The following is a 23,095-nucleotide window of genomic DNA, read 5'->3' as shown; positions in this document are numbered from 1 at the left end:
CGTGAGCCGAGGACGGCCGCGCCGGTCGGCCACCTGGGGCACGCCGGTCGGGTCACCGGGGCCACGCCGGTTTCCACCTCGCCGACACATGTTTTTTGCCTGATGGGCACATGACAATGTAATCCTCGCTCTACCACCTGATCCCCCGCCAATTCCCCGGGCGGGGACGGTGCGTACGGAGAGGTACCCCCCACCGATGAGATTCTCGCGCCTGACCCCCTGGGCGGCCGGCCTCGCCGCCGCCGCCCTGGTGGCCGTACCGGCGGCCGCGTCAGCCGGCCAGCAGGACACGGCAGCGTCCCGGACTTCCGGGGCCGCCACCGCCGCGGCCGGCTCGTACGACTCATACTCGTACTCGTACTCGTACGACTCCTACTACGCGCCCGCCGAGGGCAAGACCGGTGCCGCCCTCAAGGCCGCTCTGCACGACATCGTCAAGAACCAGTCCAAGGTCAATTACGACGGGGTGTGGAACGCCCTGAAGGCGACCGACCAGGACCCGGCGAACCCGAACAACGTCATCCTCCTCTACTCCGGCCGCTCGCAGTCCAAGTCGACGAACGGCGGCGGCGCCAACGACTGGAACCGCGAGCACGTCTGGGCCAAGAGCCACGGCGACTTCGGCACGGCCACCGGCCCGGGCACCGACCTGCACCACCTGCGGCCCGAGGACGTCACCGTCAACAACACCCGCGGCAACAAGGACTTCGACGAGGGCGGCAGCCCCGTCGGCGAGGCGCCGGGCAGCCTGACCGACGCCGACTCCTTCGAGCCCCGCGACGCGGTCAAGGGCGATGTGGCGCGCATGCTGCTCTACATGGCCGTCCGCTACGACGGCGGCGACGGCTTCGCGAACCTGGAGATGAACGACCAGGTCAACAACGGCTCCGCCCCGCTCTTCGGCCGGATCAGCCTGCTGAAGCAGTGGAACCGGATCGATCCGCCGGACGCCTTCGAACAGCGTCGCAACCAGGTCATATTCGACGTGTACCAGCACAACCGCAACCCGTTCATCGACCACCCGGAGTGGGTCGACTCCATCTGGTGACCTCGCTCGGCGGCATCCTCGCCCTTCGGGGGTTGACGCGCGTCAGGCCGGGTATTCGCAGCTCACAGGCTGCGTTCCGCGCCCCGGCGGCGGCCCGGAGGGCGACCGAGCCGAACACTGCGGAGGTGCGTCGTGATGGACGGAGCCGGCCTCTCCGATCGGGAGCAGCGCGCCCTCGCCGCGATCGAGGCGGAACTCAGGGGCGACCGCGCCCTCGACCGGATGCTGCGGTCGGGGCGCCGGCGGCGGCGCGCCGTCTGGGCGGGGGTGTGGGCCGCGGTGACGGCGGCGCTCTTCGTGGCGGCTTCGGCGGCCGTGTCCGAGGCACTGCTGTGGGGCTGTGCGGCGGCCCTGGCCCTCACGGTGGTGACGGCCCTGCCGCCGGCCGTCGAGCGGGTCCGCCGCATCCGCGGACGGGTCCGGCCGCGCACCGAGGCGTGAACCGCAGCCGGACGGCCGTCCCGTTCACAGCCGGCCGGCGAGGGCCTGGAAGTCGGACCACGGCAGCTGCGGTGTCCGTGCGTCCCACACCTTCTGGGACAGGGCCGCCAGCGGCAGTTGTATGCCCGTCGCCACCTGGTCCTGGGTCTGCGCGCCCGACAGGTCGGCCCAGACGGCGAGGCGCCCGCCGAGGATCTGGCCGTCGTAGGAGGCCGGGACCGGGGTGGTGCCGCGCAGGACCAGCGGGGTCCACTGCTCGTAGATGCGCCGGCCGGTGGGGTAGGTGAACTCGTTCGGCTCGCCGAGCACGTAGTACAGGTACTCGTCGTTGAGGTTCACCAGCTTGCGGCCCTCGCGCAGGTACTCCAGCGGCGGGCGGGCGCCGATCTCCTTGCCGGTCCAGTACTCGACCTGGATGTCCTTGGCGGCGGTGGCCACCCCTCCGGCGAAGAAGCCGTCGTTCCACGCCTTGAGGGCCTTGCCCGACGGGCGGACCACGTCGGCGCGGTCGTTCAGCCATCCCGTGGCGAGGTCCTGCACACGGGCCGAGGGCCCGTAGCGCTGCTGCGCCGCGCGTGCGAGCTGCGGGAAGGAGGCCTGCGGGTTCCGGACGACCAGTGCCTGGTACTCGTCGGCGCCGAGGTGCCAGGCGCCGCCGGGGAAGAGCGGCCGGTACTCGCGCAGCAGGTCGTCGACGAGCTTGGCCGAGGCCGGGTTGGATATGTCCACCGCTCCCTTGACGGCCTTGCCGTTCACGTCGCGCAGTTGCAGGTCGGGGTGGGCGCGCAGCACCGCGCCGAGGTGGCCGGGCGAGTCGATCTCCGGGACCACCGTGATGTGCAGCCGGGAGGCGAGCGCGACGATGTCGCGGACCTGCGCCTTGGTGAGGTGCGGGGTGGAGACGATCTCGGGGTGGCTGTCGGACTGGATCCGGAAGGCCTGGTCGTCGGAGAAGTGCAGGCCGAGCTGGTTGAGCTTGAGGTCTGCCATCTCACGCAGCCGGCCCTTGATCCAGTCGGGGGTGAAGTGCTTGCGCGCTATGTCGAGGTTGAGGCCGCGCTGGGGCTTGGCCGGGCCGTCCCGTACGGTGCCCTCGGGGGCCGCGCCTGCGGCGCGCACGGCCTGCTTGAGGGTGCGGGTGCCGTAGAAGACCCCGGCTTCGTCGGGGCCGTTGACGCGTACGCGGCCGTCCTTGACGGTGAGGGTGTACGACTCGGGCTTGCCCGACCCCTCCACCGAGAGCTCCACGTCGCCGGTGCGCGGCGCCGCCGACTCGCCGTACGCGAGGCCCAGTTCCCCGGCGATCAGCCGGGCCTCGTCGGCGAGGGCGGCCTTGTCGTCCTGTGCGACGACCACCCGGGCGCCGGGGGCGGGCTTCCAGCCGGGGCCTCGGGCCGGTTCGTGTTCCCGTACGGCCGGTATCGTCCGCGGGGCGGTGGACAGGGCGTACGTCGGGGACGGGGACGGCGGGGTGGGGGCGGCGGCCGGGGCGGTCGTCGTACGGGCCGCGCCGGGGGCCGTAGGGCTGGGGGCGCGTACCTCGTCGGAGGCCGCGGTGCATCCCGGGAGGGCAAGGGTGACCAGCGCGGCGACGCCTGCCGTCGCGATGGCGTGGACCCTCCTGTGCCGCTTCGTCTTCCGCATCATGTGCCCGTGTCCCCCGTACCAAGGTGGCACGGGGGACACGGGCGCGCGACCCGGCGCTCAGGCCAGGGCTTCCAGCGCCGCGGCGGCGAAGGCGTGGTCCTGGGCGGGGGCCTCACCGCCGACGCCCACGGCGCCTACGAGCCGGCCGTCGCGGTGGACGGGCAGCCCGCCCGGGATGAAGAGGAGGGGGCGGTCGAGGGCCGTGGGCAGCGTGTGGAAGGGCCCGTCGGGGCGGACCGCGTCGACGAGGTCCGCGGTGGGAGCGTCCAGCTGGAGGGCGGTGTAGGCCTTGCGGGTGCTGGTCTCGCCGGAGATCAGTACGGCCCGGTCGTCTCGGCGGAAGGCCAGCAGGTGGCCGCCGGCGTCCAGGACGGTGACGCTGACTGCGGCCCCGGCCGCTTCGGCGGCGGAGGTGGCGACGGCGACGAGCAGCTCGGCGTCCCCGGTGGTCAGGGGGGCGACGGCGGTGCGGACAGCGGTGGGGGCGGGGCTGGGGGTGGTCATGCCAGTTTCTCCTTGCGGTGGCGGGGTTTCGCGGAAGGGGGATCAGTGGCGGGCGGGCGCGGCCGCGGTCGTCGCGGGAGCCGGGGCGGCCGCGGCCGCGACGACTCGGCCGGCGGCGCTGGCCGCGTGTGCGGCCGTACGGCGCTCCAGTGCTCCGGACACGAGGGCGAGCACCAGCGCGGAGGCGGCGAGTGCGGCGCCGACCCAGTTCGGGGCGGTCCAGCCGAGCCCGGCGGAGATCACGAGCCCGCCGAGCCAGGCGGCGAGGGCGTTGCCGAGGTTGAAGGCGCCGATGTTGACGGCGGAGGCCAGCGTGGGCGCTCCGGCGGCCTGGTCGAGGACCCGCTTCTGGAGCGGGGGCACGGTCGCGAAGCCGAGGGCGCCGATCAGGACGACGGTGACGGCGGCGCCTGCCTTGGTGTGGGCGGTGAGGGTGAAGACCGCCAGGGTGACGGCGAGGGCGCCCAGGGACACGTAGAGCATGGGCATGAGGGCCCGGTCGGCGTAGCGGCCGCCGATGAGGTTGCCGGCGACCATGCCGAGGCCGAAGAGGACGAGGAGCCAGGTGACGGAGGAGTCCGCGTAGCCGGCGACGTCGGTCATCATCGGCGTGATGTAGGTGATCGCGGCGAAGACGCCGCCGAATCCGAGCACGGTCATGGCCATCGCGAGCAGCACCTGGACGTTGCGGAAGGCGGCGAGCTCGCGGCGGATGCGGACCGCACCCTCGGGCCGGGGCAGGTCGGGCACCAGGCGGGCGATGCCGAGGAGGCCGGCGACGCCGAGCGCGGCGACGATCACGAAGGTGGTGCGCCAGCCGGCGGTCTGTCCGACGAGGGTCCCGAGGGGGACGCCGACGACGTTGGCGACGGTCAGGCCGGTGAACATCATGGCGATCGCGCCGGCCTTCTTCTCGGGGGCGACGAGCTCGGCGGCGACGACCGCGCCGATACCGAAGAACGCGCCGTGGGCGAGCGAGGCGACGACACGGCCGGTGAGCATGACGCCGAAGGCGGGGGCGAGGGCGGAGAGCAGGTTGCCCGCGATGAAGAGGCCCATGAGCAGCATCAGCATGCGCTTGCGGGGGATGCGGGTGCCGAGCACGGTCATGAGGGGGGCGCCCAGGACGACGCCGAGGGCGTAGCCGGTGACCAGGAAGCCTGCGGTGGGGATGGAGACGCCGTAGTCGGAGGCGACCTCGGGGAGCAGGCCCATGATCACGAACTCGGTGGTGCCGATGCCGAAGGCCCCGACGGCCAGGGCGAGAAGTGCGAGAGGCATGGGGAGGTGCCCTTCAGGGGGTGGTGCGGGTGGGGTGCGGCCTGCACTCATCGATGCTGACGCCGCTTACGTGCGTCCACATTAATTGCAGACGCGGGATAATTGCAAGCGCGGGCTATTGCAGGGGTGTCATATCCTGGGGTGCGACGGTGTGAACGCCTTCGACGGAGGAGAGCCCATGACGGCCACGGACAGCGCGCTGACCGCCCTCTCCCAGGGCTGGTGCGCCCTCTCGCTCCTGCACGGCCGCATCGAGGCCCACATCGAACGGGCCCTGCAGGCCGGCCACGGCCTCAGCGTCCGCGAGTACTCCCTGCTCGACGTCCTCAGCCGCCAGCACGACGGGCCGGGCGGACACCTGCGCATGCACCAGGTCGCCGACTCGGTGGTGCTCAGCCAGAGCGCGACGACCCGGCTGGTCAGCAGACTGGAGGACCGCGGCCTGCTGAACCGCTACATCTGCGACACCGACCGCCGGGGCATCTACACCGACGTCAGCGAATCCGGCCTCGCGCTGCTGGCCGAGGCCCGCCCCACCAACGACAGGGCTCTGCGCGAGGCCCTGGACGAGGCCGCGGGCAACCCGGAACTGGCGCCGCTGGTGGCGGCGGTGGAGAACCTCCGCAAGCCCTGAGGGCTGTCCCGTGCTCCCCGGCGGGCGCGAGGGAGTGCGGGACAGCCCTTGGGTTCAGGGCCGTGGCGGGGACGAGACGGTCACCGCGCCGGGCGTCACGGACGGGCTGTACGACGGCGTCACCGATCCGGAGCGCCGGGGAGAGACCTGCACCGAGGGACTCGCCGACGGGCTCGCCGAACGGTTGGGGCCCGGGGTACCGAAGGGGGCCGACGAGGGGTCCCCGCTCGGCGCCGGGCCCGGCCGGCTCGGCGAGGGTGACGGCGGCGCTTCGGTGGACGGCCCCGGAGCCGTGACCTCCGGCGGAGTGGCCGGCAGTTGCGGCCCCGGCCCGGCGTCCGGGGCGAGCAGCAGGTACCCGATCCCGGCGGCCGCGGCCGCCACGAGACCCGCGAGCGGCAGCGCGAACCGCCGCAGCCCTCCCGCCGGTCGGCGGCCCGCCCGCATGCCCGGCGGACCGGCCGGGCGCAGCCGGCGCACGTCGACGGCTTGCGCGCGTGCGTCGAGCGCCTGGCGCAGTCGGCGCTCCACGGGGCGCTCGCCCGGGTGCTCGCCGAGGCGTTCGCCGTCCGGCGTCATATCCGTCCCTCCAGATTCCGTTCCAGCGCGTCGAGGCCGCGGCTCGCGTTGGACTTCACCGCTCCCCGGCTGATGCCCAGGGTGGCCGCGATCTCCGCCTCGCTGAGGTCGGCCCAGTACCGCAGGACGAGGACCTGCCGGCGGCGCGGCGTGAGCCGGGCGAGCGCGGCGAGCACCTCGCGGTGCGCCTCGTCCAGGACGACGTGGTCCTCGGCGGACGGTTCGTCCACGGTCGGCGGCGGGGTCCAGGCCCGTACGGTGCGCCTGCGGCGCAGGACGGACCGTGCGGTGTTGACGACCGAGGTGCGCAGGTAGCCGAGGGCGTTGTCGACGTCGGCGATCTGCTCGCCGTGGCGCCGGTACAGGGCGGTGAAGGCGTCCTGGACCACGTCCTCGGCGGTGGCGAGGTCGTCGACGAGCAGCACCGCCAGCCGGACCATGCCCAGCCGGTGCGCGTGGTAGAGCCCGGTGACGGTGGGCGGCTCGGGATCGCCGTCGCCCGGATGGCGGTGGAGCCGGTGCGCGGGCGAAGGCCCGTACGCCGGACCGTACGACCGGGGCGCGACCAGCGGAGCGGTGGAGGACTCGCGGCGCAGCAACGGCCACAGGCCCCGCCACGCCCGGCCGAGACCGGGCATGAGGGGGCCGACGGATGGTGCGAGGTGGAGCACGTGGTTCCTCAGCTGTTCGCGCGGCGCCGCACGGCGTAGAGGGCTCCGGCGCCGGCGAGGATCAGACCGGTCGCACCTGCCCCCATCGCGACGGTCGTCGCCGAGGAGCCAGTATGCGCGAGCTCGGGGGCGTCGGGCGCGGCGGCGGGGGCCGAGGGGGAGGCGCTGGGTCCGGCGCCGGTTCCCGGCACGCTCGGGGAGGCACTGGGGGCGGCAGAGGGAGACGCGCTGCCGGCGTCCTCGCCGTTGACCGGCGGGGTGCTGATCGAGGGAGCGGGCGCGGGACCGACGGGGCTCGGCGCGGCGCTGGCCGGGACGCTGACCGACGGGGAGGGGGTGGCCGAGCTGCCGCCGGCGGCGTGGGCCGGTCCGGCGAGGGCCACGGCCGTCCCCACGGCTGCTGCGGCGACGGCCGTGCGGCGGACGGCCAGGGGGACACGCTTCAGGTTCTTCACGGTGGTTCTCCACGGTCGGGTCGGGGGCGCGGGACCACGCCCCTTCACCCCCGCACGACGCGCGACCTGCCGGGAGGTTGCCGCCTCTTCGGAAAAACTTTCACCTCGGCACGGCCGGCCGGCCAGCCGGTCAGGGCATGCGGCGGGCGTAGCAGAACAGGTGCTCCTCGGGGACCGCCCCGTCGCCGGCGGGCATGAACGTCGCGGTGTGGTGGTGCAGGACCTCCAGGCCCCGGTCGGCGAGCCGCGTCAGGTGGTCCTCCGTGGAGAGGCTGCTGACGGTGACCTCGTGGCCCATCCACTCGATGTCCAGGCCGCGGATGTCCCCCGGCACCGTGGCCATCACGAAGTAGCCGCCGGGTGCGGTCCACGAGGCCATCCGGTCCAGGGCCGCCGCCACCTCCGGTTGGTCCATGACCAGCAGGGGGAAGAAGGAGCACACCGCGTCGAAGCCGCCGGGCGGCGGCGTGTAGGTGCGTACGTCGGCCTGCTCGAAGCGGGCCCCCGGAACCCTGGCCCGGGCCAGGGCGACCATGGCCGCCGAGACGTCGATGCCGGTCACGTCGCAGCCGGCCCGGACCAGTGTCTCGGCGGTGGGCCGTCCGGTGCCGCTGCCCACGTCCAGTACGCGGGCTCTCCCCGGCAGTCGGGCGGTGAGCCAGTCGAGGGCCTCGATCTGGCCGGGTACCCGCCCGAACACCTCCTCGTAGCGCTCCCCCAGCGCGTCGAACACCTCTGCCGCTGACTTGCGTCGACCCATCGGCCCCGCCCCTTCGTCTCCGGAGGGGAACCACCGTACAAGGGCGGTCAGGTGGAGGCGGGGACCAGGACGACGGCCGTCCCGTAGGCGCACACCTCGGTTCCGACGTCGGCCGCGTCGGTGACGTCGAAGCGCATCATCAGCACGGCGTTCGCGCCGCGCGCCTTGGCCTGCTCGACGAGCCGGTCCATGGCCTGGTTGCGGGTTTGGACCAGGGTCTTGGTGAGGCCCTTCAGTTCGCCGCCGATCATCGACTTCAGGCCGGCGCCGATCTGGCTGCCCAGGTGGCGGGAGCGCACGGTGAGGCCGAAGACCTCTCCGATGACCCGTTCGACCCGGTATCCGGGGACGTCGTTGGTCGTCACGACGAGGACCCCGGTCTCGTGCGCGCCGGCTCCGCCGCCGTAGTCATCGATACTCATGCGCCCACTCTGGCCCGCACCGCCCGCAGCCGCATCCGGGAGGAGCCGCGATCCGGGCGCTCGGGCGGCCGACGGCGCGGCCGTGCCCGTACGGGGCTGCCACGGCCGCCGCACCCCGGTGGACAGGTTGGTCATATCGGGCTAAAAGCCGGTGAGCCATCGGGGCCGCGCGCCTCGTCCTGGCCATAGTCGTCCCTGGCAGCCGCCCGTTGCCATCCCGTGCCGCGCGCCGCGGCCGGTCGGACGTCTTCACAGAGGAGTCGGCTCATGCTGAAGCCCACCAGAACCATCCTCGCTCTCGCCGCCGGAAGCCTGGTTCTCGGTCTGGTCGGGGTGGGCGCCGCCGTCGCGGACGACGGCCCGCGGGAGATCGTCGTCGGCGAGGCGCCGTCGTCCGCGCAGCCCGGCGAATACCCGTACGGCAGGTACGCCTTCGGCAAGGTCGTCTCCAAGGGCCCGCTGAAGGTGCGCAGCAAGCCGACCACCGAGTCCCGCGCCGTCGGCCAGGTGCAGCCGAACAGCAGGGTCGAGATCGAGTGCAAGAAGTCCGGCGAGAACGTCGCCGGCAACCGCCTCTGGTACCGCCTGCACGAGGACCGCGACTGGGAGAACGGCTCCGGCCGAGAAGACCGCGAAGACCGCCAGGACCGGGAGGACAGCCAGGACCGCGAAGACCGCCAGGACCGGGAGGACCGCCAGGACGGCGAGGAGCGCCGGGCCCCCAGCCGCGCGAAGGCCTACGAGAACGAGCGCTGGGTCTCCGCCCGCTACGTCAAGAACCTCTCCGAGGTGAAGTACTGCCGCTGACCCGTGACCGCGGTCAGTCCACCGGGCGTACGGTACGCGGCCCCACGCACCGCGCACCGTACGCCCGGACCCGTTCCCGCAGTGCACGGTCGGCCGTGACCACGACCACCGGCCAGCCGTCCTGCGCCCTGGCCTCGGCCAGCTCCACGATCAGGTCGTCACCGCTGCCGGGCGCCGCCTCGACCTGTACGCCGGGCACGGACCCGACGCCGCGGGCGGCGCCTTCGACGACGAGGATGATCTCCTCGTCGTCCTCCGGGCCGGCGGCCCGGGCGGCCAGCCGGTCGCGCAGCCGCTCGGCGGCGCCGCGCCGGTCGCGCCACCAGCCGTCCGGGACGGACCCGACGACGTTCGCCGCGTCGACGATCAGAACGGTCCTCACCCGGGTACTCCGGCCCCGCCGACCCCGGGCATCTCAGAAGTCGCCGTAGTTGACCTGCCAGGTGGGCAGGCCCATCCGGCGCCACACCGCGACGACGCGGTCCCTGTCGTCGAGCGACACCCGCACCGCGTACCGGTGGCGGACGTGCGCGTCGAACAGCTCCGCCTTGACGATGTCGTCACGACGGGTGTCGCCGGCCGCGCGCATCCACAGCTCGTCGTACGGCACCGCGTGCCGGCGCAGCCAGGCCTCGGTCTGCGGCCGGAACTCCTCGCTCCGGCCCGACAGCAGGACGATCACGTCGCCGTCCGCGCGCCGGAAGGCGTCGAGCGCGTGCCGGACCGACTCGTTGAGCAGGTCGAGCTCGCAGCGCGTGAAGTCGTACGGCCCCCGGTCGCCGGTGAGCGCGAGCGTGCCGTCGATGTCGCACATCACCGCCGTCGGCAGTGCCGTGTCGGGCACGTACTGCGTCACGGGCGGTGCGGCCACCGCGCCGGAACCGCCGTTCATCCACTCGGTGGTCAGCCGCCAGCCGCCCTTGCGGGCGTTGCGGTGCTTCTCGGCCAGCACGCGGATGACCTCCTCGCCGACCTGCCGCTCGCGGGCGGCGTCCCGGCGCAGGCACTCCTCCAGCGGCACGTCGGTGAAGTCGTGCACGACGAAGGTCGCCAGGCCGCCGACCGCCGCCTTCAGCCGCTTGGGGATGTGCTTGGTCAGGTGGGTGTTGTCGACGACCACGTCGAAGCCGCCGTCGACCGCCGCGCGGACCGCCGCGTCCTGGACCGCCAGTACGGTCTGCTCGTGCGCGAAGCTGCGGCCGCGGGCGGGGTCCGGCAGGTCGAGCATGGCCCGCAGGTCGTCGAGGTTGACCCGGCGCATACGTCCGCCGGACTCGGCCTGGAGGGCGCGTGCGGCCGTCGTCTTGCCCGACGCGGGCAGGCCCGTCATGACGTGGACGACGGGCAGCCGGGCCTCCCGCCGCACGGGGCGGTCGGCCCCGTCCGCCGCCGGCGCCGGTATCCTCGGCGCCGCGCCGGGCGTGCGGGCGGGCGCGGCGGCGGGCCGGCCGGAGCGAGCCTGCGCGGGCGCGGTCCGGTCCCCCTCCCCGGAGAGGATCCGGTTCGCCGCCCCGGAAGCGGACCTGTTCTCCGCCCCAGGACCGGGTCGGTGAACCGCCTCGGGTCCCGTCCTGTTCTCCTCGTCGCCGATGTACGGGTCGGCCGCCTCCGGCCGGACCTGGCGCCAGGTGGTCAGCTCGGTCGACCGGCCGTCGAGCCGCATGAACATCGCGGGCCGGACCGTGCGGTCGGGCAGCTGCGCGACCGCGCGGGCGAAGGCACCCCGGTCGGCGGTCAGGTGCGCGAGGCCCGCGTACGTCTCGTCGATGGCGCGCTCGTGGCGGGCGGCCGCCTCCTCCAGGCCGGCGACGACCTCGCGCACCCAGTGGTCGAACTCGTCGGGCACCTGCTCCAGGAGGGCGTCCAGGGGCTTTCCGCCCGCCGCTTCGATGTCGGCCACGGTGCAGTTCAGGCCCTGCGCGAGCTGCTTCGCGGGCATGCCGGCGAAGCGCTGCACGCCGTGGCCGCGCCAGATGTCCCGCGCGGTCACACCGGTGAGCACCTTGTGGAGGCGTACGTATTCGGACAGCTTGGCCTTGGCGCGCACGCCGGAGGCGAAGCGCAGGACGAAGCCCTCGGCGTCCATGCCGTTGACGCGGGCGCCGCCGGGCAGGGTGTTGGACTCGGCGAGCGCGAGCAGCTCGTCGAGGGGCATGGCGGGCCAGACCGTCACGACGGATCCGACGCCGGACCAGTGGGCCGCGGCCTCGGCGAGCGGGACCTCGGTGCCGTCCAGGCCGAAGGCGGCGAGGAGGACGAGGTCGCGGCGGTCGCCGTAGTCGACGACGATGCGGTTCTGCGGGTACAGGATCTCCGCGAGGTAGGTGGTGCCCGGGCGCAGGGCCGCGGTGTCCGCGCCGTCGAGCCGGCGCTGTGCCCAGACGGCCTGGGCGCTGATGAAGGAACCCTTGGAGGCGACCCGCCAGCGGCCCGCGTAGTGGAAGACGATCGCGAGGCTGCCGTCGACCTTGTCGTACACCTCGAACGGCTCGTCGGGGAGGGCCGGGGCGTACGGCTGGCCCGACTCGTGTTCGGCGACGTTGAAGAACTTCGGCAGCGGCAGCGCGACGATCGCACCGGTCTCGTCGTCGGCGACGAGACCGCGGCAGCGTGTGGTGACCTCGTCCCAGACGCGCTCGTACTGGGCCGTCCGTGTGTACGTGTAGATGGACAGCGGCAGCTCGGGGTGCGGCTTGCGGGTCACGTACCCGGCGTCGATCGAGTCGGCCAGCGCCTGGGCGGGCAGCAGGTCATGCAGAGTCAGGGTCTCCTGGCTCATGGGGTCCTCCCGGTTTGAGATGGCTCATTCTCGCCTGCGGGAGGGTGTGCCCGGTAGTCAATTAGACCTGGTCCGGGCACTTCCCAGGCGGTTGATGTCCGCGGGCTCCAGGATGTGGCCGGGGACCTCGGTGCCGGGAGCGGCCACGGCGATCATGGCGCGGCCGAAGGCCTCGGAGGTGAGGACGAGGTCCGGCGACAACCTCCGCAGCAGCGGGAGCAGCGGCGCTGCGACGGCGTAGAGGACGCGGTGGAGCCGGCTCCTGGAGCGTACGCCGCGTACCGGCTGGACGATGCCGGGCCGGAACATGTAGGCGCGGAAGGGCAGTTCCAGCAGGTCGTTCTCGGTACGCCCCTTGACGCGCGCCCACATGGAACGGCCCCGCCCGGTGCTGTCGGTGCCCACCCCGGAGACGTAGACGAAGGTCATGCCCGGGTTGGCGGCGGCCAGCGGCCGGGCCACGGCGAGGGTCAGGTCGTGGGTGACGCGCCGGTACTCCTCCTCCTTCATGCCGACGGAGGAGACGCCGAGGCAGTAGAAGCAGGCGTCGTACGCGGCAGGGTCGACGCCGGCGGCGGACAGGTCGGACGGGTCGTCCTGCACCCGCTCGCGCAGCTTGGGGTGGGTGACGCCGAGCGGGCGGCGTCCGATGGCCAGGACGCCGCTGACGGATTCGTCGCGCAGGCATTCGCGCAGGACGCCCCGGCCGAGCATCCCGGTCGCGCCGAAGAGGATGACGTTCACCCGTGGAAGCGTAGGCCGTGCCGGGCGCCGGCGCGCGGGGGCCGGCCGGCACACGGGGCGGGGCGGGGCGGGCACGGTGCAGCGCCTGGCCGCGCGCCTCAGTGGGAGACGCAGAGCTCGTTGCCCTGGGGGTCGGCGAGGGTGGTCCACGTGCTGGGGCCCTGGCGGCCCTCGTGGAGGTGCTTCGCGCCCTTGGCGACGAGGCGTTCGACCAGGGCCTGCGGGTCGTCGTCGCCGGTCCGTACGTCGAGGTGCACCCGGTTCTTGACGGTCTTGGCCTCGGGGACGAGCTGGAAGAGGATGCGGGGTGCGCCTTCGAGCCCCTCCGGGTGGCGGATCGCCGCGCCCGTCTTCCAGACGAGGATGCCGCGGTGGGTGGTGGTGTCGTCCTCGGTCGCGTGTCCCGCGGCGATCAGGCCGCGGATGAACTGCTCGTCGCTGGGCTCCACTTCCCAGCCGAGGGCGTCGGCCCACCAGTCGGCGAGCGGGTGCGGGTCGGTCGAGTCGATGGTCACCTGAAACGTGTACGCCATGCCCGGACCCTACTGACCGGGCGGCGGCCGTGCCACAGGAGCGGCGGTTCAGGCGGCGGGCGGGCGCCGGGCGGTGAGGTGGTGGGCGACCAGGACGGATACGGTCAACAGCCAGGCGCCCACGGCGATCCACAGCAGGATCTCGCCCAGCGGCACCAGCCAGGCGATGCCGGCCGGTTCGGCGACGGAGAGGCAGGCGGTGGACGTCATGCCGAGCGGGAAGACGGTGGCCCAGCGGCGGATGTCGTAGCGCGGCCGGGGGTGGCGCAGCTCGGCGGTGAGGAGGACGACGTACCAGCCGAGGGACACGGTGAGCGCGACGAGCGTGACGGTACGCAGGGCGGTGTGCTCCCAACCCGACCAGACGGGTGACGCGGTGAGCCTGGAGCCGGCCAGCGCGGAGATGGAGAGCGCGCCGCCCGCCACCCAGTGGTCGCCCGCCCCGCCCACCACCTCGTGCAGGTCGAACCGGAAGAGGGCGGCCACGTACAGCACCAGCCCGAGGCAGAACGCGGCCAGCGCCGCCCGGGCCAGCCAGTCCTGGCGGTCGACGGCGGCGAGGGCGGCAGCGAGGACGGCGAGCCCCTGGGTGGCGACGCAGCCGAGGAAGGCGCCTCCGGGCATGCCGCGGCGCCAGTGCCGTACGACGTTGAGCAGGAGGCCGGGCCAGACGAGCGCGGCCAGGACGAGCAGGGCGGCGGCAGCGGTCTGCCAGCCGAAGAGGGAGAGCCGGGTGCCGACGACGGCGGTGGCGGCGACGGCCGTGAGGGCGGCGGGGGTGTCGGCCTCCGCACGGAACCGTCCGCGGTCGCCCAGCAGTCGCGCCGTGAAGTCGACGGCGAGTACGAGCCACAGGGCGACTGCCATGGCGAAGGCGACGAGCGACAGCGCCTGGTGTCCCGTCATGTGCAGCGCGACGGAGATGATGCCCGTGGCCATGACGGCGGCTCCCGCCGCGGGCGGGAGACCCGCCCACCAGCCCGGGCCGGGGAGGATGCTCACCCGTCCAGCGGACCCCACGTGCAGGCGGCCCGCCAGCGGACTGGGCCGACCGGACCGGGGACGCGGGGTGGCCGGAACTCGCGCTTGCCACGCCTGTTAGGTCTACCTAACCTGTGCTCGCTCACGCTTGAGCAGCTCGGCACGACTTCGGGATTCGTCCCCAACCGAAGGAGCCTCCCCCCATGTACGCACGTCTCGACCATGCCCAGCCCTACGCCGTCGGCCTGTTCCGGATCGTCACCGGTCTGCTGTTCGCCTCGCACGGGGCGGCCTCCCTCTTCGGGGTCCTGGGCGGCGCCCCCGGCGGCGGTGCCGTCGCGGCCGGCACCTGGCCCGGCTGGTACGCGGCCGCCATCCAGCTGGTCGCCGGCGCCCTGGTCCTGCTCGGCCTGGGCACCCGGGCCGCCGCCTTCGCCGCCTCCGGTTCGATGGCGTACGCCTACTTCACGGTGCATCAGCCCGGTGCGCTGTGGCCGCTGCAGAACGGCGGCGAGGCCTCGGCGATGTTCTGCTGGGCCTTTTTGCTGCTGGTGTTCACCGGTCCCGGCGCCCTCGCGCTGGACTCCCTGTTCACGTCGCGCGCTTCGGCCGCCTCCGGGCACCGTGACGACACCCGCCCGGAGACGGTGGCGGCCTGACCCCGCGGAATCGGTTCCGCGCCGGCCGTCCCAGCGCGGAACCGGCCGCCGGGGCTGCCGATAGCCTGTGGCACATGGACGAACTCAACGGGGTGGAGATCGTCGGCTTCGCGGACGCCGCGGCGTTCGAGAGCTGGCTCGCCGAGCACCACACGCGCAGGGAAGGGGTGTGGGTCAAGGTCGCCAAGAAGAAGTCCGGCATCGCGTCGGTCACCGACGACGAGCTCGTCGACGTCGGCCTCTGCTACGGCTGGATCTCGGGGCAGCGGCGCTCCCTGGACGAGCTCCACTACCTGCAGAAGTACGTGCCGCGGCGCGCGAAGAGCCTCTGGTCGCAGGTGAACGTGGACAAGGTGGCCGCGCTGACCGCGGCGGGCCGGATGCGGGAACCGGGGCTGGCCGAGGTGCGCCGTGCGCAGGCGGACGGCCGCTGGGGCGGCGCCTACGCGTCGCAGCGGACCGCGGGGGTGCCCGAAGACCTCGAAGCCGCGCTCGACGCGCGCCCCGAGGCCCGTGCGGCCTTCGAGGCGCTGGACCGTACCGGGCGCTACCTGGTGGCGCTTCCCCTGCTGCAGGCGCTCACGCCGGAGACCAGGCGGGCCAGGCTCGACCGGGCCGTACGCCTGCTGGCGGGCGACCCTCCGCAGTGAGGAAGACGTCGGGCCCGGTCCTCCCCGTGAGGGAGGGCCGGGCCCGACGGGAGTCCGAGCCGCGCGTCAGGACTCCTGGTTGCGCGCCTTCTCGGCCCGCTCGGCGTTCCGCTCCTTGATCCGCACCGCTTCCTTGCGGACCTCGGCCTGGGTGGCCCGCTCCCGCTGGAGCCACTCGGGGGCTTCCTGCTTCAGTGCTTCGATCTGTTCGGTGGTGAGGGGCTCGGTGACTCCGCCGCGGGCGAGGCCCGCGATGGAGACGCCCAGCTTGGAGGCGACCACCGGGCGGGGGTGGGGGCCGTTGCGGCGCAGCTCCTGGAGCCACTGGGGCGGGTCGGCCTGGAGCGCACTCAATTCACTGCGCGAGACGACACCCTCCTGGAACTCCGCGGGGGTGGCCTCAAGGTATACGCCCAGCTTCTTCGCCGCGGTCGCGGGCTTCATCGTCTGGGTGTTCTGGTGCGACGTCATGAGGTCAAGGGTATCGAGCGTGTGCACGGGTTCCGACCACGCCCGGTAGCCTTGCGGGGTGACAGGCTCGGAAGTACCCCATGCGTTCCGGCTCGCTTATGTCCCCGGCGTGACCCCTGCGAAGTGGGTGCGGATCTGGAACGAGCGGCTGCCCGGTGTCCCGCTGACCCTCGCCCAGGTCTCCTCCGCCGAGGTGTTCGGCGTACTGCGCTCCGGTGACGCCGACGCGGGCTTCGTCCGGCTCCCGGTCGACCGCGAGGACCTGAGCGCGATCCCCCTCTACACCGAGACCACGGTGGTCGTCGTCCCCAAGGACCACATCGTGGCGGCGGCCGAGGAGGTCACCACCGGGGACCTCGCCGACGAGGTCGTGTGGCAGCCCCTCGACGACACCCTGGACTGGGAGAAGCTGCCGGGCCGGCCCGCGATCGAGCGGCCCGCGACGACGGCGGACGCGATCGAGCTGGTGGCGGCGGGCGTGGGCGTACTCGTCGTACCGCAGTCGCTGGCCCGCCTGCACCACCGCAGGGATCTCACCTACCGGCCCGTGTCGGACGCGCCCACGTCGCGGGTCGCGCTGTCGTGGCCGCAGGCGGAACCCACCCCGGACCTGGTGGAGGAGTTCATCGGGATCGTCCGCGGCCGGACCGTGAACAGCACCCGGGGCCGTCCGCAGACCCCCGCGCAGCCGAAGAAGGCGAAGCGCAAGGGGCCGGAGACGGGCGCCGGCAAGGCCGGCGGCGCCGGTGCGCGGCGCGGTACCGGGGGCGGGGGCGGAAAGCCCGCGTCCGGGAAGTCGGCGGGGAAGGGTACGCGCGCCGGATCCGCCGGAGCCGGTGGAGCAAAGGGCGGCAAGGGCGTCAAGGGCGGCAAGCCCCGCCGGCGTCCGTAGCCGTACGGAACCGGCTGGACCGTCGGTGGACCGGCCGGGTCCGCCGACGGCCTGGCTTCGGGGATCTTCGATCGCGCCCGGTGTATGCAGGAGGAATGGATCTCCGGCCGCCGCCTACGCGCCCCCACCGCTCCCGGCAGCTGAGCCATGCGCAGCTGGTGGCTCCGTTCGTCCTCATCGCCGGCGTGACCGTGGTCGACGTCCTCGCCCCGCCCGAGGTGCACCTCGGGCCGTTCCTGGCCGCCGCACCGGCCATGACGGCCTCCTTCGCGGGGCCCCGGATGACGGGCTTCGTCGGCGTGGTGGCCGTGCTGGCCCAGGTGGTGGTCTCGACGGCGCGCACCAGCCTGGCCGATCTCAACCACACCTTCCAGATCATCGCGCTCGTCATGATCTCGGTCTTCGTGACCTTCTTCGCCCACCTGCGGGAGGTGCACGAGAAGGAGATGGTGCAGCTGCGCACGGTGGCGGAGACCGCCCAGCAAGTGGTCCTGCGGCCGCTGCGCGACCGGGTGGGCCCGCTCGGCGTCGCCTCGGTGTACCTGGCCGCGGCGGCGGAGGCCCAGATCGGCGGCGACCTGTACGCGGCCGCCCGTACGGCCACGGGTACCCGGCTGATCATCGGCGACGTGCGCGGCAAGGGGCTGGAGGCGGTCGGGGACGCCGCACTCGTCCTCGGTGCCTTCCGGGCCTCCGCCCACCAGGAGGCCGGGCTGGCCGGCCTGGTGGACTACCTGGAGGCCGCGGTCAGCGCGGAGCTGGACGGCGGCGGGGACGAGGGCGAGAGCTTCGTGACGGCCGCGGTGCTGGAGATCCCCGACGACGAGCCGGTGGTGCGCCTGGTCAGCTGCGGGCACCCGCCGCCGCTGGTCCTGCGCCGCGACGGCGCCGTGGTGGGCCTCGACGTGGCCCGGTCCGCGCCGCCTCTGGGGCTCGCCGGGCTCGTGGCGTCCACGGTCACCGCCCAGACCTTCCTCTTCGGGCCGGGTGACGTGCTCCTGCTGTACACGGACGGCGTCCTGGAGGCCCGCGACCGGACGGGGGCCTTCTATCCCCTCTCGGATCGGGTCGCCGGATGCACCGGCATGCGCCCGCAGGCGCTGCTGGACCACGTCTGCGCGGACCTGCTCGCGCACGCGACGGGCAACACCCTGGGCGACGACGCGGCGATGGTCGCCGTCGAGCGGCCCGCGAGGCCCTGAGACGGGCCGCTCGACCGCGCCGCCCTGAGGCGGGCCGGCCGGGCCGCGTTTGCCAGAATCGGATCATGCTGACCATCGGAACGATCGTCATGGGCGCCGAGGACGTGCGGCGGGCCGCGGATTTCTGGTGCCGGGCACTGGGCTACGTACCGCGCGACGGCGAGGTGGACGACGGCTGGACCGTGCTGGTCCCGGCCGACGGAGGCGGCCCCGGGCTGGCGCTGGGGCGCAGTGTCACGCCGGTCCAGGAGCGCCCCCGTGTGCACCTCGACCTGTACGCGGCGGACGCGGCGGAGCAGGCGGCGGAGGTGGCGCGCCTGGTGGCGCTGAGCGCGCGGCACGTGGACTGGGACTCCTACCCGCCGGACCCCGATTTCGTGGTGCTGGCGGACACCGAGGGCAACAGGTTCTGCGTGATCGACGCCACCCACGGCTGACTCCCCCAGGCACCTGCCGGCCCGTCGGCGCGGTCGGCTAGGGGTGTCGTCAAAGTAGCGTCGACCGCCCGTGAGGGCGGAGGTGGCGGGGTCCGGTGCGTGCGCTCGCAAGGCGGAGGAAGGAGTCGACGCGGGCGTCGGCGACCGACGACAACGCGGCGAGCGTGCGTGCCGGGCCCCGCCACCCAGACGGGACTTCGACGAGACCCCCTAGCGGGGTTCCTGGGCGGCCAGGCGGCAGGCGCCGGTGGCCGCGCCGCCGGGGACGCCGGCTGCGGTGAGGCCGGCCACGCAGCCCTGGAGGTCGCCGGCGACGCCGCTGCGGCAGGCGGCGGTGACGGCTTCGGTGGTGTCCGTGCCGGCCTGGGCCGCCGTCTGCGTGCAGGCGGGGATGTCCGCCGCAGCGGTGGGGGCGGCGGCGACGATGCCGCCGAGCGTGAGGACCAGGCCGGTGAGGGCCCCGGCGCATCGGATGGGCCTTCGCATGGAGCACACCTCGCCCGCGGTTGATTCCGTGGCCCCCTTCCACCGTACGGCCGGCGGCACCGCCCCACACCGCGGGGCCGCTTCCTGATCCCCCGCTTTCCCCTTCCTTAAGCGGAACCTAAGAGTCATCACCGCCGCACCGAAACGAACGAATGTCCGTTTCGGTGCGGCTAGCGTGCTGCCGCAACCCCAACTCCCCAGTAACACACAGAGGCAGGCACGCGATGGGCAGCACAGTCGGTCACCGGCGCAGGGCGAGTCGTACGGCGAGGGTCACGGGCGCGATCGTGGCGGCGGCGGTGATCGGCGGCGCGGCCTTCGCGCTCACCGGGACCGCGCAGGCGGGTGCCGTCGGCGCCGTGTTCACGAAGTCCAGCTCCTGGAGCGGTGGTTACACCGGCCAGTACGTCATCACCAACAGCACCGGCCAGGCGCAGTCGGGCTGGACGCTGGAGTTCGACCTGCCGGCGGGCACGAAGATCGACTCGCTCTGGAACGGCACCCACACCGTCGACGGGCGGCGTGTCACCGTGAAGCCCGCCGGCTGGAACGGGCAGTTGGCGGCCGGTGCCTCCGTCACCGTGGGCTTCGTGGCCGGCGGTTCCGGCGCCCCCGGCGACCCCACGGGCTGCCGCATCAACGGCATGAAGTGCTCCGTCGACCAGGGCGCGACGGCCCAGCCGAGCGGGCGCCCCACCGCCCGTCCCACCGCCACCGCGGCGCCGACCACCGCGCCGACCACGGCCCCGACGGCGTCGGCCACCTCCGCCGCACCCACCCGGACGGCCACCCCCTCCCCCACGGCCACCGCGCCCGCCCCCACGGGTGGTGGCGCGCGCTTCGCCCCGTACGTGGACACCTCGCTGTATCCCGCGTACGACCTGCTCGACACCGCGGCCCAGACCGGTGTGAAGGAGTTCCACCTGGCCTTCATCACCTCCGGCGGCGGCTGCGCACCGCTGTGGGGCGGCGTCACCGACCTCGCGAACGACAGGGTCGCCGCACAGATCGGCGCGCTGCGCGCCAAGGGCGGCGACGTCCGCGTGTCCTTCGGCGGGGCCGCCGGGCACGAACTGGCCTTGAATTGCGCCACCGTGGACGACCTGGCCGCCGCCTACGGCAAGGTGGTCGACCACTACAAGCTCACCAAGGTCGACTTCGACATCGAGGGCGCGGCCCTGCCGGACACCGCCGCGAACACGCGTCGCGCGCAGGCCATCGCCAGGCTCCAGAAGTCCCACCCCGGTCTGGACGTGGCCTTCACCCTGCCCGTGATGCCCGAGGGCCTGACCCAGCCCGGTGTGGCACTGCTGGCCGACGCCCGCAGCAACGGCGTACGCGTCGACGCCGTCAACATCATGGCGATGGACTACGGCCCGGCGTACAGCGGGGACATGGGGCAGTACGCGATCCAGGCCGCGACGGCCACGCAGGCCCAGATCAAGGGGGTGCTCGGGCTCTCCGACGCGGCGGCCTGGAAGGCCGTCGCCGTCACGCCGATGATCGGTGTCAACGACGTGGTCAGCGAGGTCTTCACCGTCGCGGACGCCACGCAGCTCGTGGAGTTCGCGGCGGCGAAGGGGATCGGCAGGCTGGCGATGTGGTCCTCGACGCGTGACAAGCAGTGCGCCGCCGGGGCCGTCAACCACGCGGACGCCACGTGCAGTTCGATCCTCCAGCAGCCGCTGGCCTTCACCAGGGCGTTCGCCGCCCTCAAGTAGCGGACGCCCTGGCCGGCTTCGGCCGGGTCACGCCAGGATGCCCGCGCGGCCGGCGATGTCGAGCGCCACGTCGAGGCGTGGCGTGGGGCGGCCCTCCGTACCGGGTGCGGTCAGCAGGGCCGTCACGGCGTCGGCGTCGGCCTTGCCGTCCCGGGCGAGCGCCGCGAACCGGTCGACGGCCTCGGTGAGGGCCCTCTCCTGCACGTGGGGGGCGTCGAAGGAGGAGGCCGTGAGTGCGAGGAACTCCTCGTGCGAGCCGACCCAGGGCGCGGCTCCGTCCAGCCCGTCCTCGTGTACCTCCTCCGGGTAGGGGATGCGGTGCCAGGCGCCGTTCTCCCACCAGTAGACGAAGCCGAAGAGGTTGCCGTCGGCGTCGTCGCGGAGGAGGTCCCAGGGCAGCCAGTCGGGCCCGCCCGCGAGGAAGTCGATCTGCTCGCCGTTCACGTGGGTGTGGCTTCCGTCGGGGTCCTGGCCGCAGAAGACGGCGCGTCCCCCCTCGAACACGCTCAGACGCCACCAGCCGCCGGCGCCGGTGGCGTGGCACCACAGCCCGTCCTCGTCGAGGGCGAACTCCGTGCCGGTGGAGCATGCGGCGTCAACCATGGCCATGATCACGGCTCTGGTCCACAACTGCTCGGGGTGGTCGAGGTCTTCGGGCCGGCTCGGCGTGTGCATCGGCTGATCTCCTTCCGGGTACCGGCCAAGCCTCGCACGCGGAGCACCCGGCGCCGTACGGGGGTCCGCGGCCGGCAGTGCTCCCGGTCCCCGGAAACACGTACGGCCCGTCCCGGCCGGGGTGCGGCCGGGACGGGCTCGGTGCTACGTCGCTCAGACGTTGACGCAGGTGTTGCCGGCGGCGGGGTTGAGCGCGCCGACCAGGTTGATGCTGTTCCCGCAGACGTTGACCGGAATGTGGATCGGGATCTGGACGACGTTGCCCGAGAGCACGCCCGGCGAGCCGACGGCGATGCCCTCCGCGACGGAGTCCGCGGAGGCCGAGGACGCACCGCCGATGACCGCCAGGCCCAGCACCAGGGCGACGCCCGCACTCTTCCAAACACGCGACACGTGGAATCTCCTTGTCGTGCAGTGCGGTGCCGGAGCACCGCACGGCCCCGAGGGGGGCCGCCCCTCCTTCTTCGGCAGCCGACCACCGCCGGCCGAAGTCCGGAAGGCCCCGTTCGCCCGAAGAGGTGTCCCCGCGGCGCCGTTTGGAGGTATCCGCGCGGCAGTCGGTTCGAGGCCCTGTTGTTCGAGCGGGCGGCCGGCCATGTCGCCGGCTGCCGCGTGCGCGTGCGGCAGCCGGCGACGGGTCGTCCTCGCCGGCCGCCGGGACGGCGCGCGTGGCGGCACCCGGTCCGAGCGGATCGGACCGGGTGCCGCCTGCCCCACCGCGTCGCCTCACACGGGCTTCTGCGACCAACTCGTACAGAGGGCCCAGATGATGAACACGTCGATCGCGATGATGATGATCGACCACCACGGCTGGTACGGCAGCCACAGGAAGTTGACGATGATGCTGAGGCCGGCGAGGGCGATGCCCGCTCCCCTGGCGACATTGGAGCCGAGGAACAGGCCCACTCCGGTCAGGACGACGACGAGTCCGACGATGAGGTGGATCCACCCCCACGCCGTCAGGTCGAATTCGAAGACGTAGCTGCCGAGGCGTGCGTACACGTCGTCCTCGGCGATGGCCGCGATGCCCTGGAAGATCGCCAGGCATCCGGTCACGACGAGGAGGACCGCGGCGAAGAACGTGCCCACCGCCGCTCCGGTTCCGTCCCCACCGCCGGACAGCGGTGTGGTGCCCGGCGCGGGGCCGGTGTTCCAATTTCCCCCGGTCGGTGTCGACTGGCCCATCGATCTCACCTCACAGTTGGCGGTACCGCGCCGGACCATCGCAGTGTCGTCCGGCCGACGGCTTCTCGTGATCACCCGAAGCGGGTGGTCCTCCCTTCCGGGTCGGTGGCGGGCGGTGCGGCGTCAGGCGGGCACCTGGCGCATTTCGAGCACCCGCAGGCCCAGGGACTGGAAGCGTGTGAGGAGCCCGTACAGGTGTGCCTCGTCCGCCACGATGCCGAGGAGGAGCGTCTGCTCCCGGACCGCAATGCGGTCGAGCTCGGGAAAGTTCGCGGCGAGTGTGTCCGGCACGACGCCCGAGATGCGGAACTCGTAGCGCATGAGAGCACTCACTTCTCTCCGAAGGAAGACTTCTGCTGCTGGTGCTGCTTGGTGTTCGTGCTGGTGGTGCCCTGCCATCGTCGGCCCGCGCCGCGCGTCCTGGCATCGCC

General features: G+C 73.3%; 29 protein-coding genes. 10 read left to right on the top strand and 19 right to left on the bottom strand.

Annotated features, from left to right (window positions below; genetic code table 11):
• Positions 1 to 196: 196 nt before the first annotated feature.
• A complete protein-coding gene (locus tag BSL84_RS31705) occupies positions 197 to 1,048 on the top strand; it encodes an endonuclease I family protein (RefSeq protein WP_030037331.1) in 852 nt (283 codons plus the stop codon).
• 135 nt (positions 1,049 to 1,183) lie between these two features.
• A complete protein-coding gene (locus tag BSL84_RS31700) occupies positions 1,184 to 1,489 on the top strand; it encodes a DUF3040 domain-containing protein (protein ID WP_030037330.1) in 306 nt (101 codons plus the stop codon).
• A gap of 24 nt (positions 1,490 to 1,513) precedes the next feature.
• On the opposite strand, the gene BSL84_RS31695 is transcribed toward BSL84_RS31700, so the two are convergent.
• The 3 genes from BSL84_RS31695 to BSL84_RS31685 are packed head-to-tail and all read right to left on the bottom strand — an operon-like array spanning position 1,514 to position 4,921.
• On the bottom strand, positions 1,514 to 3,136 hold the full coding sequence (locus BSL84_RS31695; RefSeq protein ID WP_420711158.1) for a beta-N-acetylhexosaminidase: 1,623 nt from the start codon (positions 3,134 to 3,136) through the stop codon (positions 1,514 to 1,516).
• Between the two features lie 57 nt (positions 3,137 to 3,193).
• Positions 3,194 to 3,640, bottom strand: a complete 447-nt coding sequence (locus BSL84_RS31690) for a GlcG/HbpS family heme-binding protein (protein WP_075971756.1) — start codon at positions 3,638 to 3,640, stop codon at positions 3,194 to 3,196.
• A 42-nt stretch (positions 3,641 to 3,682) separates the two neighbouring features.
• A complete protein-coding gene (locus BSL84_RS31685) occupies positions 3,683 to 4,921 on the bottom strand; it encodes an MFS transporter (protein ID WP_075971755.1) in 1,239 nt (412 codons plus the stop codon).
• 178 nt (positions 4,922 to 5,099) lie between these two features.
• Between BSL84_RS31685 and BSL84_RS31680 the strand changes: the two genes are divergently transcribed.
• Positions 5,100 to 5,555, top strand: coding sequence for a MarR family winged helix-turn-helix transcriptional regulator (locus BSL84_RS31680; RefSeq protein ID WP_030032535.1), 456 nt, complete (start codon positions 5,100 to 5,102; stop codon positions 5,553 to 5,555).
• Between the two features lie 54 nt (positions 5,556 to 5,609).
• Here the strand turns inward: BSL84_RS31680 and BSL84_RS31675 are convergent, their stop codons facing one another.
• From BSL84_RS31675 to BSL84_RS31655, 5 genes are all read right to left on the bottom strand, one after another.
• Complete coding sequence (locus tag BSL84_RS31675; RefSeq protein ID WP_075971754.1) at positions 5,610 to 6,134, bottom strand: hypothetical protein; 525 nt, start codon at positions 6,132 to 6,134, stop codon at positions 5,610 to 5,612.
• The gene (locus BSL84_RS31670; protein WP_234363579.1) at positions 6,131 to 6,805 is read right to left on the bottom strand and encodes an RNA polymerase sigma factor; all 675 of its coding nucleotides are present in this window, start codon (positions 6,803 to 6,805) and stop codon (positions 6,131 to 6,133) included. Before BSL84_RS31670 ends, BSL84_RS31675 begins: the two co-directional genes overlap by 4 nt.
• 8 nt (positions 6,806 to 6,813) lie before the next feature.
• Positions 6,814 to 7,260, bottom strand: coding sequence for an LPXTG cell wall anchor domain-containing protein (locus BSL84_RS31665; protein ID WP_051873302.1), 447 nt, complete (start codon positions 7,258 to 7,260; stop codon positions 6,814 to 6,816).
• 130 nt (positions 7,261 to 7,390) lie between these two features.
• Positions 7,391 to 8,020, bottom strand: a complete 630-nt coding sequence (locus BSL84_RS31660) for a class I SAM-dependent methyltransferase (RefSeq protein ID WP_030030602.1) — start codon at positions 8,018 to 8,020, stop codon at positions 7,391 to 7,393.
• 47 nt (positions 8,021 to 8,067) lie between these two features.
• On the bottom strand, positions 8,068 to 8,442 hold the full coding sequence (locus tag BSL84_RS31655) for a YbjQ family protein (RefSeq protein WP_030030603.1): 375 nt from the start codon (positions 8,440 to 8,442) through the stop codon (positions 8,068 to 8,070).
• Positions 8,443 to 8,709: 267 nt separating this feature from the next.
• Between BSL84_RS31655 and BSL84_RS31650 the strand changes: the two genes are divergently transcribed.
• On the top strand, positions 8,710 to 9,249 hold the full coding sequence (locus BSL84_RS31650) for an SH3 domain-containing protein (RefSeq protein WP_052680538.1): 540 nt from the start codon (positions 8,710 to 8,712) through the stop codon (positions 9,247 to 9,249).
• A gap of 13 nt (positions 9,250 to 9,262) precedes the next feature.
• On the opposite strand, the gene BSL84_RS31645 is transcribed toward BSL84_RS31650, so the two are convergent.
• The 5 genes from BSL84_RS31645 to BSL84_RS31620 all read right to left on the bottom strand — a co-directional run bounded on the left by BSL84_RS31645 (position 9,263) and on the right by BSL84_RS31620 (position 14,307).
• Positions 9,263 to 9,631: a hypothetical protein gene (locus tag BSL84_RS31645; RefSeq protein ID WP_030030605.1), complete on the bottom strand. Its 369-nt coding sequence runs from the start codon at positions 9,629 to 9,631 to the stop codon at positions 9,263 to 9,265.
• A gap of 33 nt (positions 9,632 to 9,664) precedes the next feature.
• Positions 9,665 to 12,028 carry an AAA family ATPase gene (locus BSL84_RS37255; RefSeq protein WP_234363578.1) on the bottom strand — a complete coding sequence of 788 codons (2,364 nt, stop codon included), beginning with the start codon at positions 12,026 to 12,028 and terminating at the stop codon, positions 9,665 to 9,667.
• 57 nt (positions 12,029 to 12,085) lie between these two features.
• The gene (locus BSL84_RS31630; RefSeq protein ID WP_030028520.1) at positions 12,086 to 12,772 is read right to left on the bottom strand and encodes an epimerase; all 687 of its coding nucleotides are present in this window, start codon (positions 12,770 to 12,772) and stop codon (positions 12,086 to 12,088) included.
• 98 nt (positions 12,773 to 12,870) lie between these two features.
• A complete protein-coding gene (locus BSL84_RS31625) occupies positions 12,871 to 13,305 on the bottom strand; it encodes a VOC family protein (RefSeq protein ID WP_030028518.1) in 435 nt (144 codons plus the stop codon).
• Between the two features lie 48 nt (positions 13,306 to 13,353).
• Complete coding sequence (locus BSL84_RS31620) at positions 13,354 to 14,307, bottom strand: tellurite resistance/C4-dicarboxylate transporter family protein (RefSeq protein WP_037661946.1); 954 nt, start codon at positions 14,305 to 14,307, stop codon at positions 13,354 to 13,356.
• A 182-nt stretch (positions 14,308 to 14,489) separates the two neighbouring features.
• On the opposite strand from BSL84_RS31620, the gene BSL84_RS31615 reads away from it, so the two are divergent.
• Both BSL84_RS31615 and BSL84_RS31610 read left to right on the top strand, forming a co-directional pair.
• Entirely contained in the window at positions 14,490 to 14,945 is a 456-nt protein-coding gene (locus BSL84_RS31615) for a DoxX family protein (protein ID WP_045321926.1), read from the top strand.
• Positions 14,946 to 15,019: 74 nt separating this feature from the next.
• Positions 15,020 to 15,595: a YdeI/OmpD-associated family protein gene (locus tag BSL84_RS31610; RefSeq protein WP_030028514.1), complete on the top strand. Its 576-nt coding sequence runs from the start codon at positions 15,020 to 15,022 to the stop codon at positions 15,593 to 15,595.
• A 66-nt stretch (positions 15,596 to 15,661) separates the two neighbouring features.
• Here BSL84_RS31610 and BSL84_RS31605 read toward each other — a convergent pair whose 3' ends face one another.
• On the bottom strand, positions 15,662 to 16,066 hold the full coding sequence (locus tag BSL84_RS31605) for a DUF5997 family protein (protein WP_030028512.1): 405 nt from the start codon (positions 16,064 to 16,066) through the stop codon (positions 15,662 to 15,664).
• 58 nt (positions 16,067 to 16,124) lie between these two features.
• Here BSL84_RS31605 and BSL84_RS31600 point away from each other — a divergent pair, with 58 nt between their 5' ends.
• The 3 genes from BSL84_RS31600 (at position 16,125) to BSL84_RS31590 (ending at position 18,597) form a co-directional block, all read left to right on the top strand.
• Positions 16,125 to 16,958, top strand: coding sequence for a LysR family transcriptional regulator substrate-binding protein (locus BSL84_RS31600; RefSeq protein WP_030028511.1), 834 nt, complete (start codon positions 16,125 to 16,127; stop codon positions 16,956 to 16,958).
• Between the two features lie 95 nt (positions 16,959 to 17,053).
• Entirely contained in the window at positions 17,054 to 18,160 is a 1,107-nt protein-coding gene (locus tag BSL84_RS31595; protein WP_075971752.1) for a PP2C family protein-serine/threonine phosphatase, read from the top strand.
• 65 nt (positions 18,161 to 18,225) lie between these two features.
• Positions 18,226 to 18,597, top strand: a complete 372-nt coding sequence (locus tag BSL84_RS31590; RefSeq protein WP_075971751.1) for a VOC family protein — start codon at positions 18,226 to 18,228, stop codon at positions 18,595 to 18,597.
• Between the two features lie 210 nt (positions 18,598 to 18,807).
• Here the strand turns inward: BSL84_RS31590 and BSL84_RS31585 are convergent, their stop codons facing one another.
• The gene (locus BSL84_RS31585) at positions 18,808 to 19,083 is read right to left on the bottom strand and encodes a hypothetical protein (protein ID WP_030031283.1); all 276 of its coding nucleotides are present in this window, start codon (positions 19,081 to 19,083) and stop codon (positions 18,808 to 18,810) included.
• Between the two features lie 224 nt (positions 19,084 to 19,307).
• On the opposite strand from BSL84_RS31585, the gene BSL84_RS31580 reads away from it, so the two are divergent.
• Positions 19,308 to 20,804, top strand: a complete 1,497-nt coding sequence (locus BSL84_RS31580; RefSeq protein ID WP_045321920.1) for a cellulose binding domain-containing protein — start codon at positions 19,308 to 19,310, stop codon at positions 20,802 to 20,804.
• A gap of 27 nt (positions 20,805 to 20,831) precedes the next feature.
• Here BSL84_RS31580 and BSL84_RS31575 read toward each other — a convergent pair whose 3' ends face one another.
• The 4 genes from BSL84_RS31575 to BSL84_RS31560 all read right to left on the bottom strand — a co-directional run bounded on the left by BSL84_RS31575 (position 20,832) and on the right by BSL84_RS31560 (position 22,985).
• On the bottom strand, positions 20,832 to 21,479 hold the full coding sequence (locus BSL84_RS31575) for a hypothetical protein (RefSeq protein ID WP_075971750.1): 648 nt from the start codon (positions 21,477 to 21,479) through the stop codon (positions 20,832 to 20,834).
• 153 nt (positions 21,480 to 21,632) lie between these two features.
• On the bottom strand, positions 21,633 to 21,872 hold the full coding sequence (locus BSL84_RS31570) for a chaplin (RefSeq protein ID WP_030031286.1): 240 nt from the start codon (positions 21,870 to 21,872) through the stop codon (positions 21,633 to 21,635).
• 333 nt (positions 21,873 to 22,205) lie between these two features.
• Complete coding sequence (locus tag BSL84_RS31565; protein WP_030033664.1) at positions 22,206 to 22,664, bottom strand: DUF7144 family membrane protein; 459 nt, start codon at positions 22,662 to 22,664, stop codon at positions 22,206 to 22,208.
• Positions 22,665 to 22,787: 123 nt separating this feature from the next.
• Positions 22,788 to 22,985: a hypothetical protein gene (locus BSL84_RS31560; RefSeq protein ID WP_030033663.1), complete on the bottom strand. Its 198-nt coding sequence runs from the start codon at positions 22,983 to 22,985 to the stop codon at positions 22,788 to 22,790.
• Between the last annotated feature and the right edge of the window lie 110 nt (positions 22,986 to 23,095).

This window comes from Streptomyces sp. TN58, from assembly GCF_001941845.1.
In the GTDB taxonomy this organism is placed as follows: Bacteria; Actinomycetota; Actinomycetes; order Streptomycetales; family Streptomycetaceae; genus Streptomyces.
Note: the sequence above shows the minus strand (reverse complement) of the source record. Positions and strands in the feature narration are given on the sequence as shown.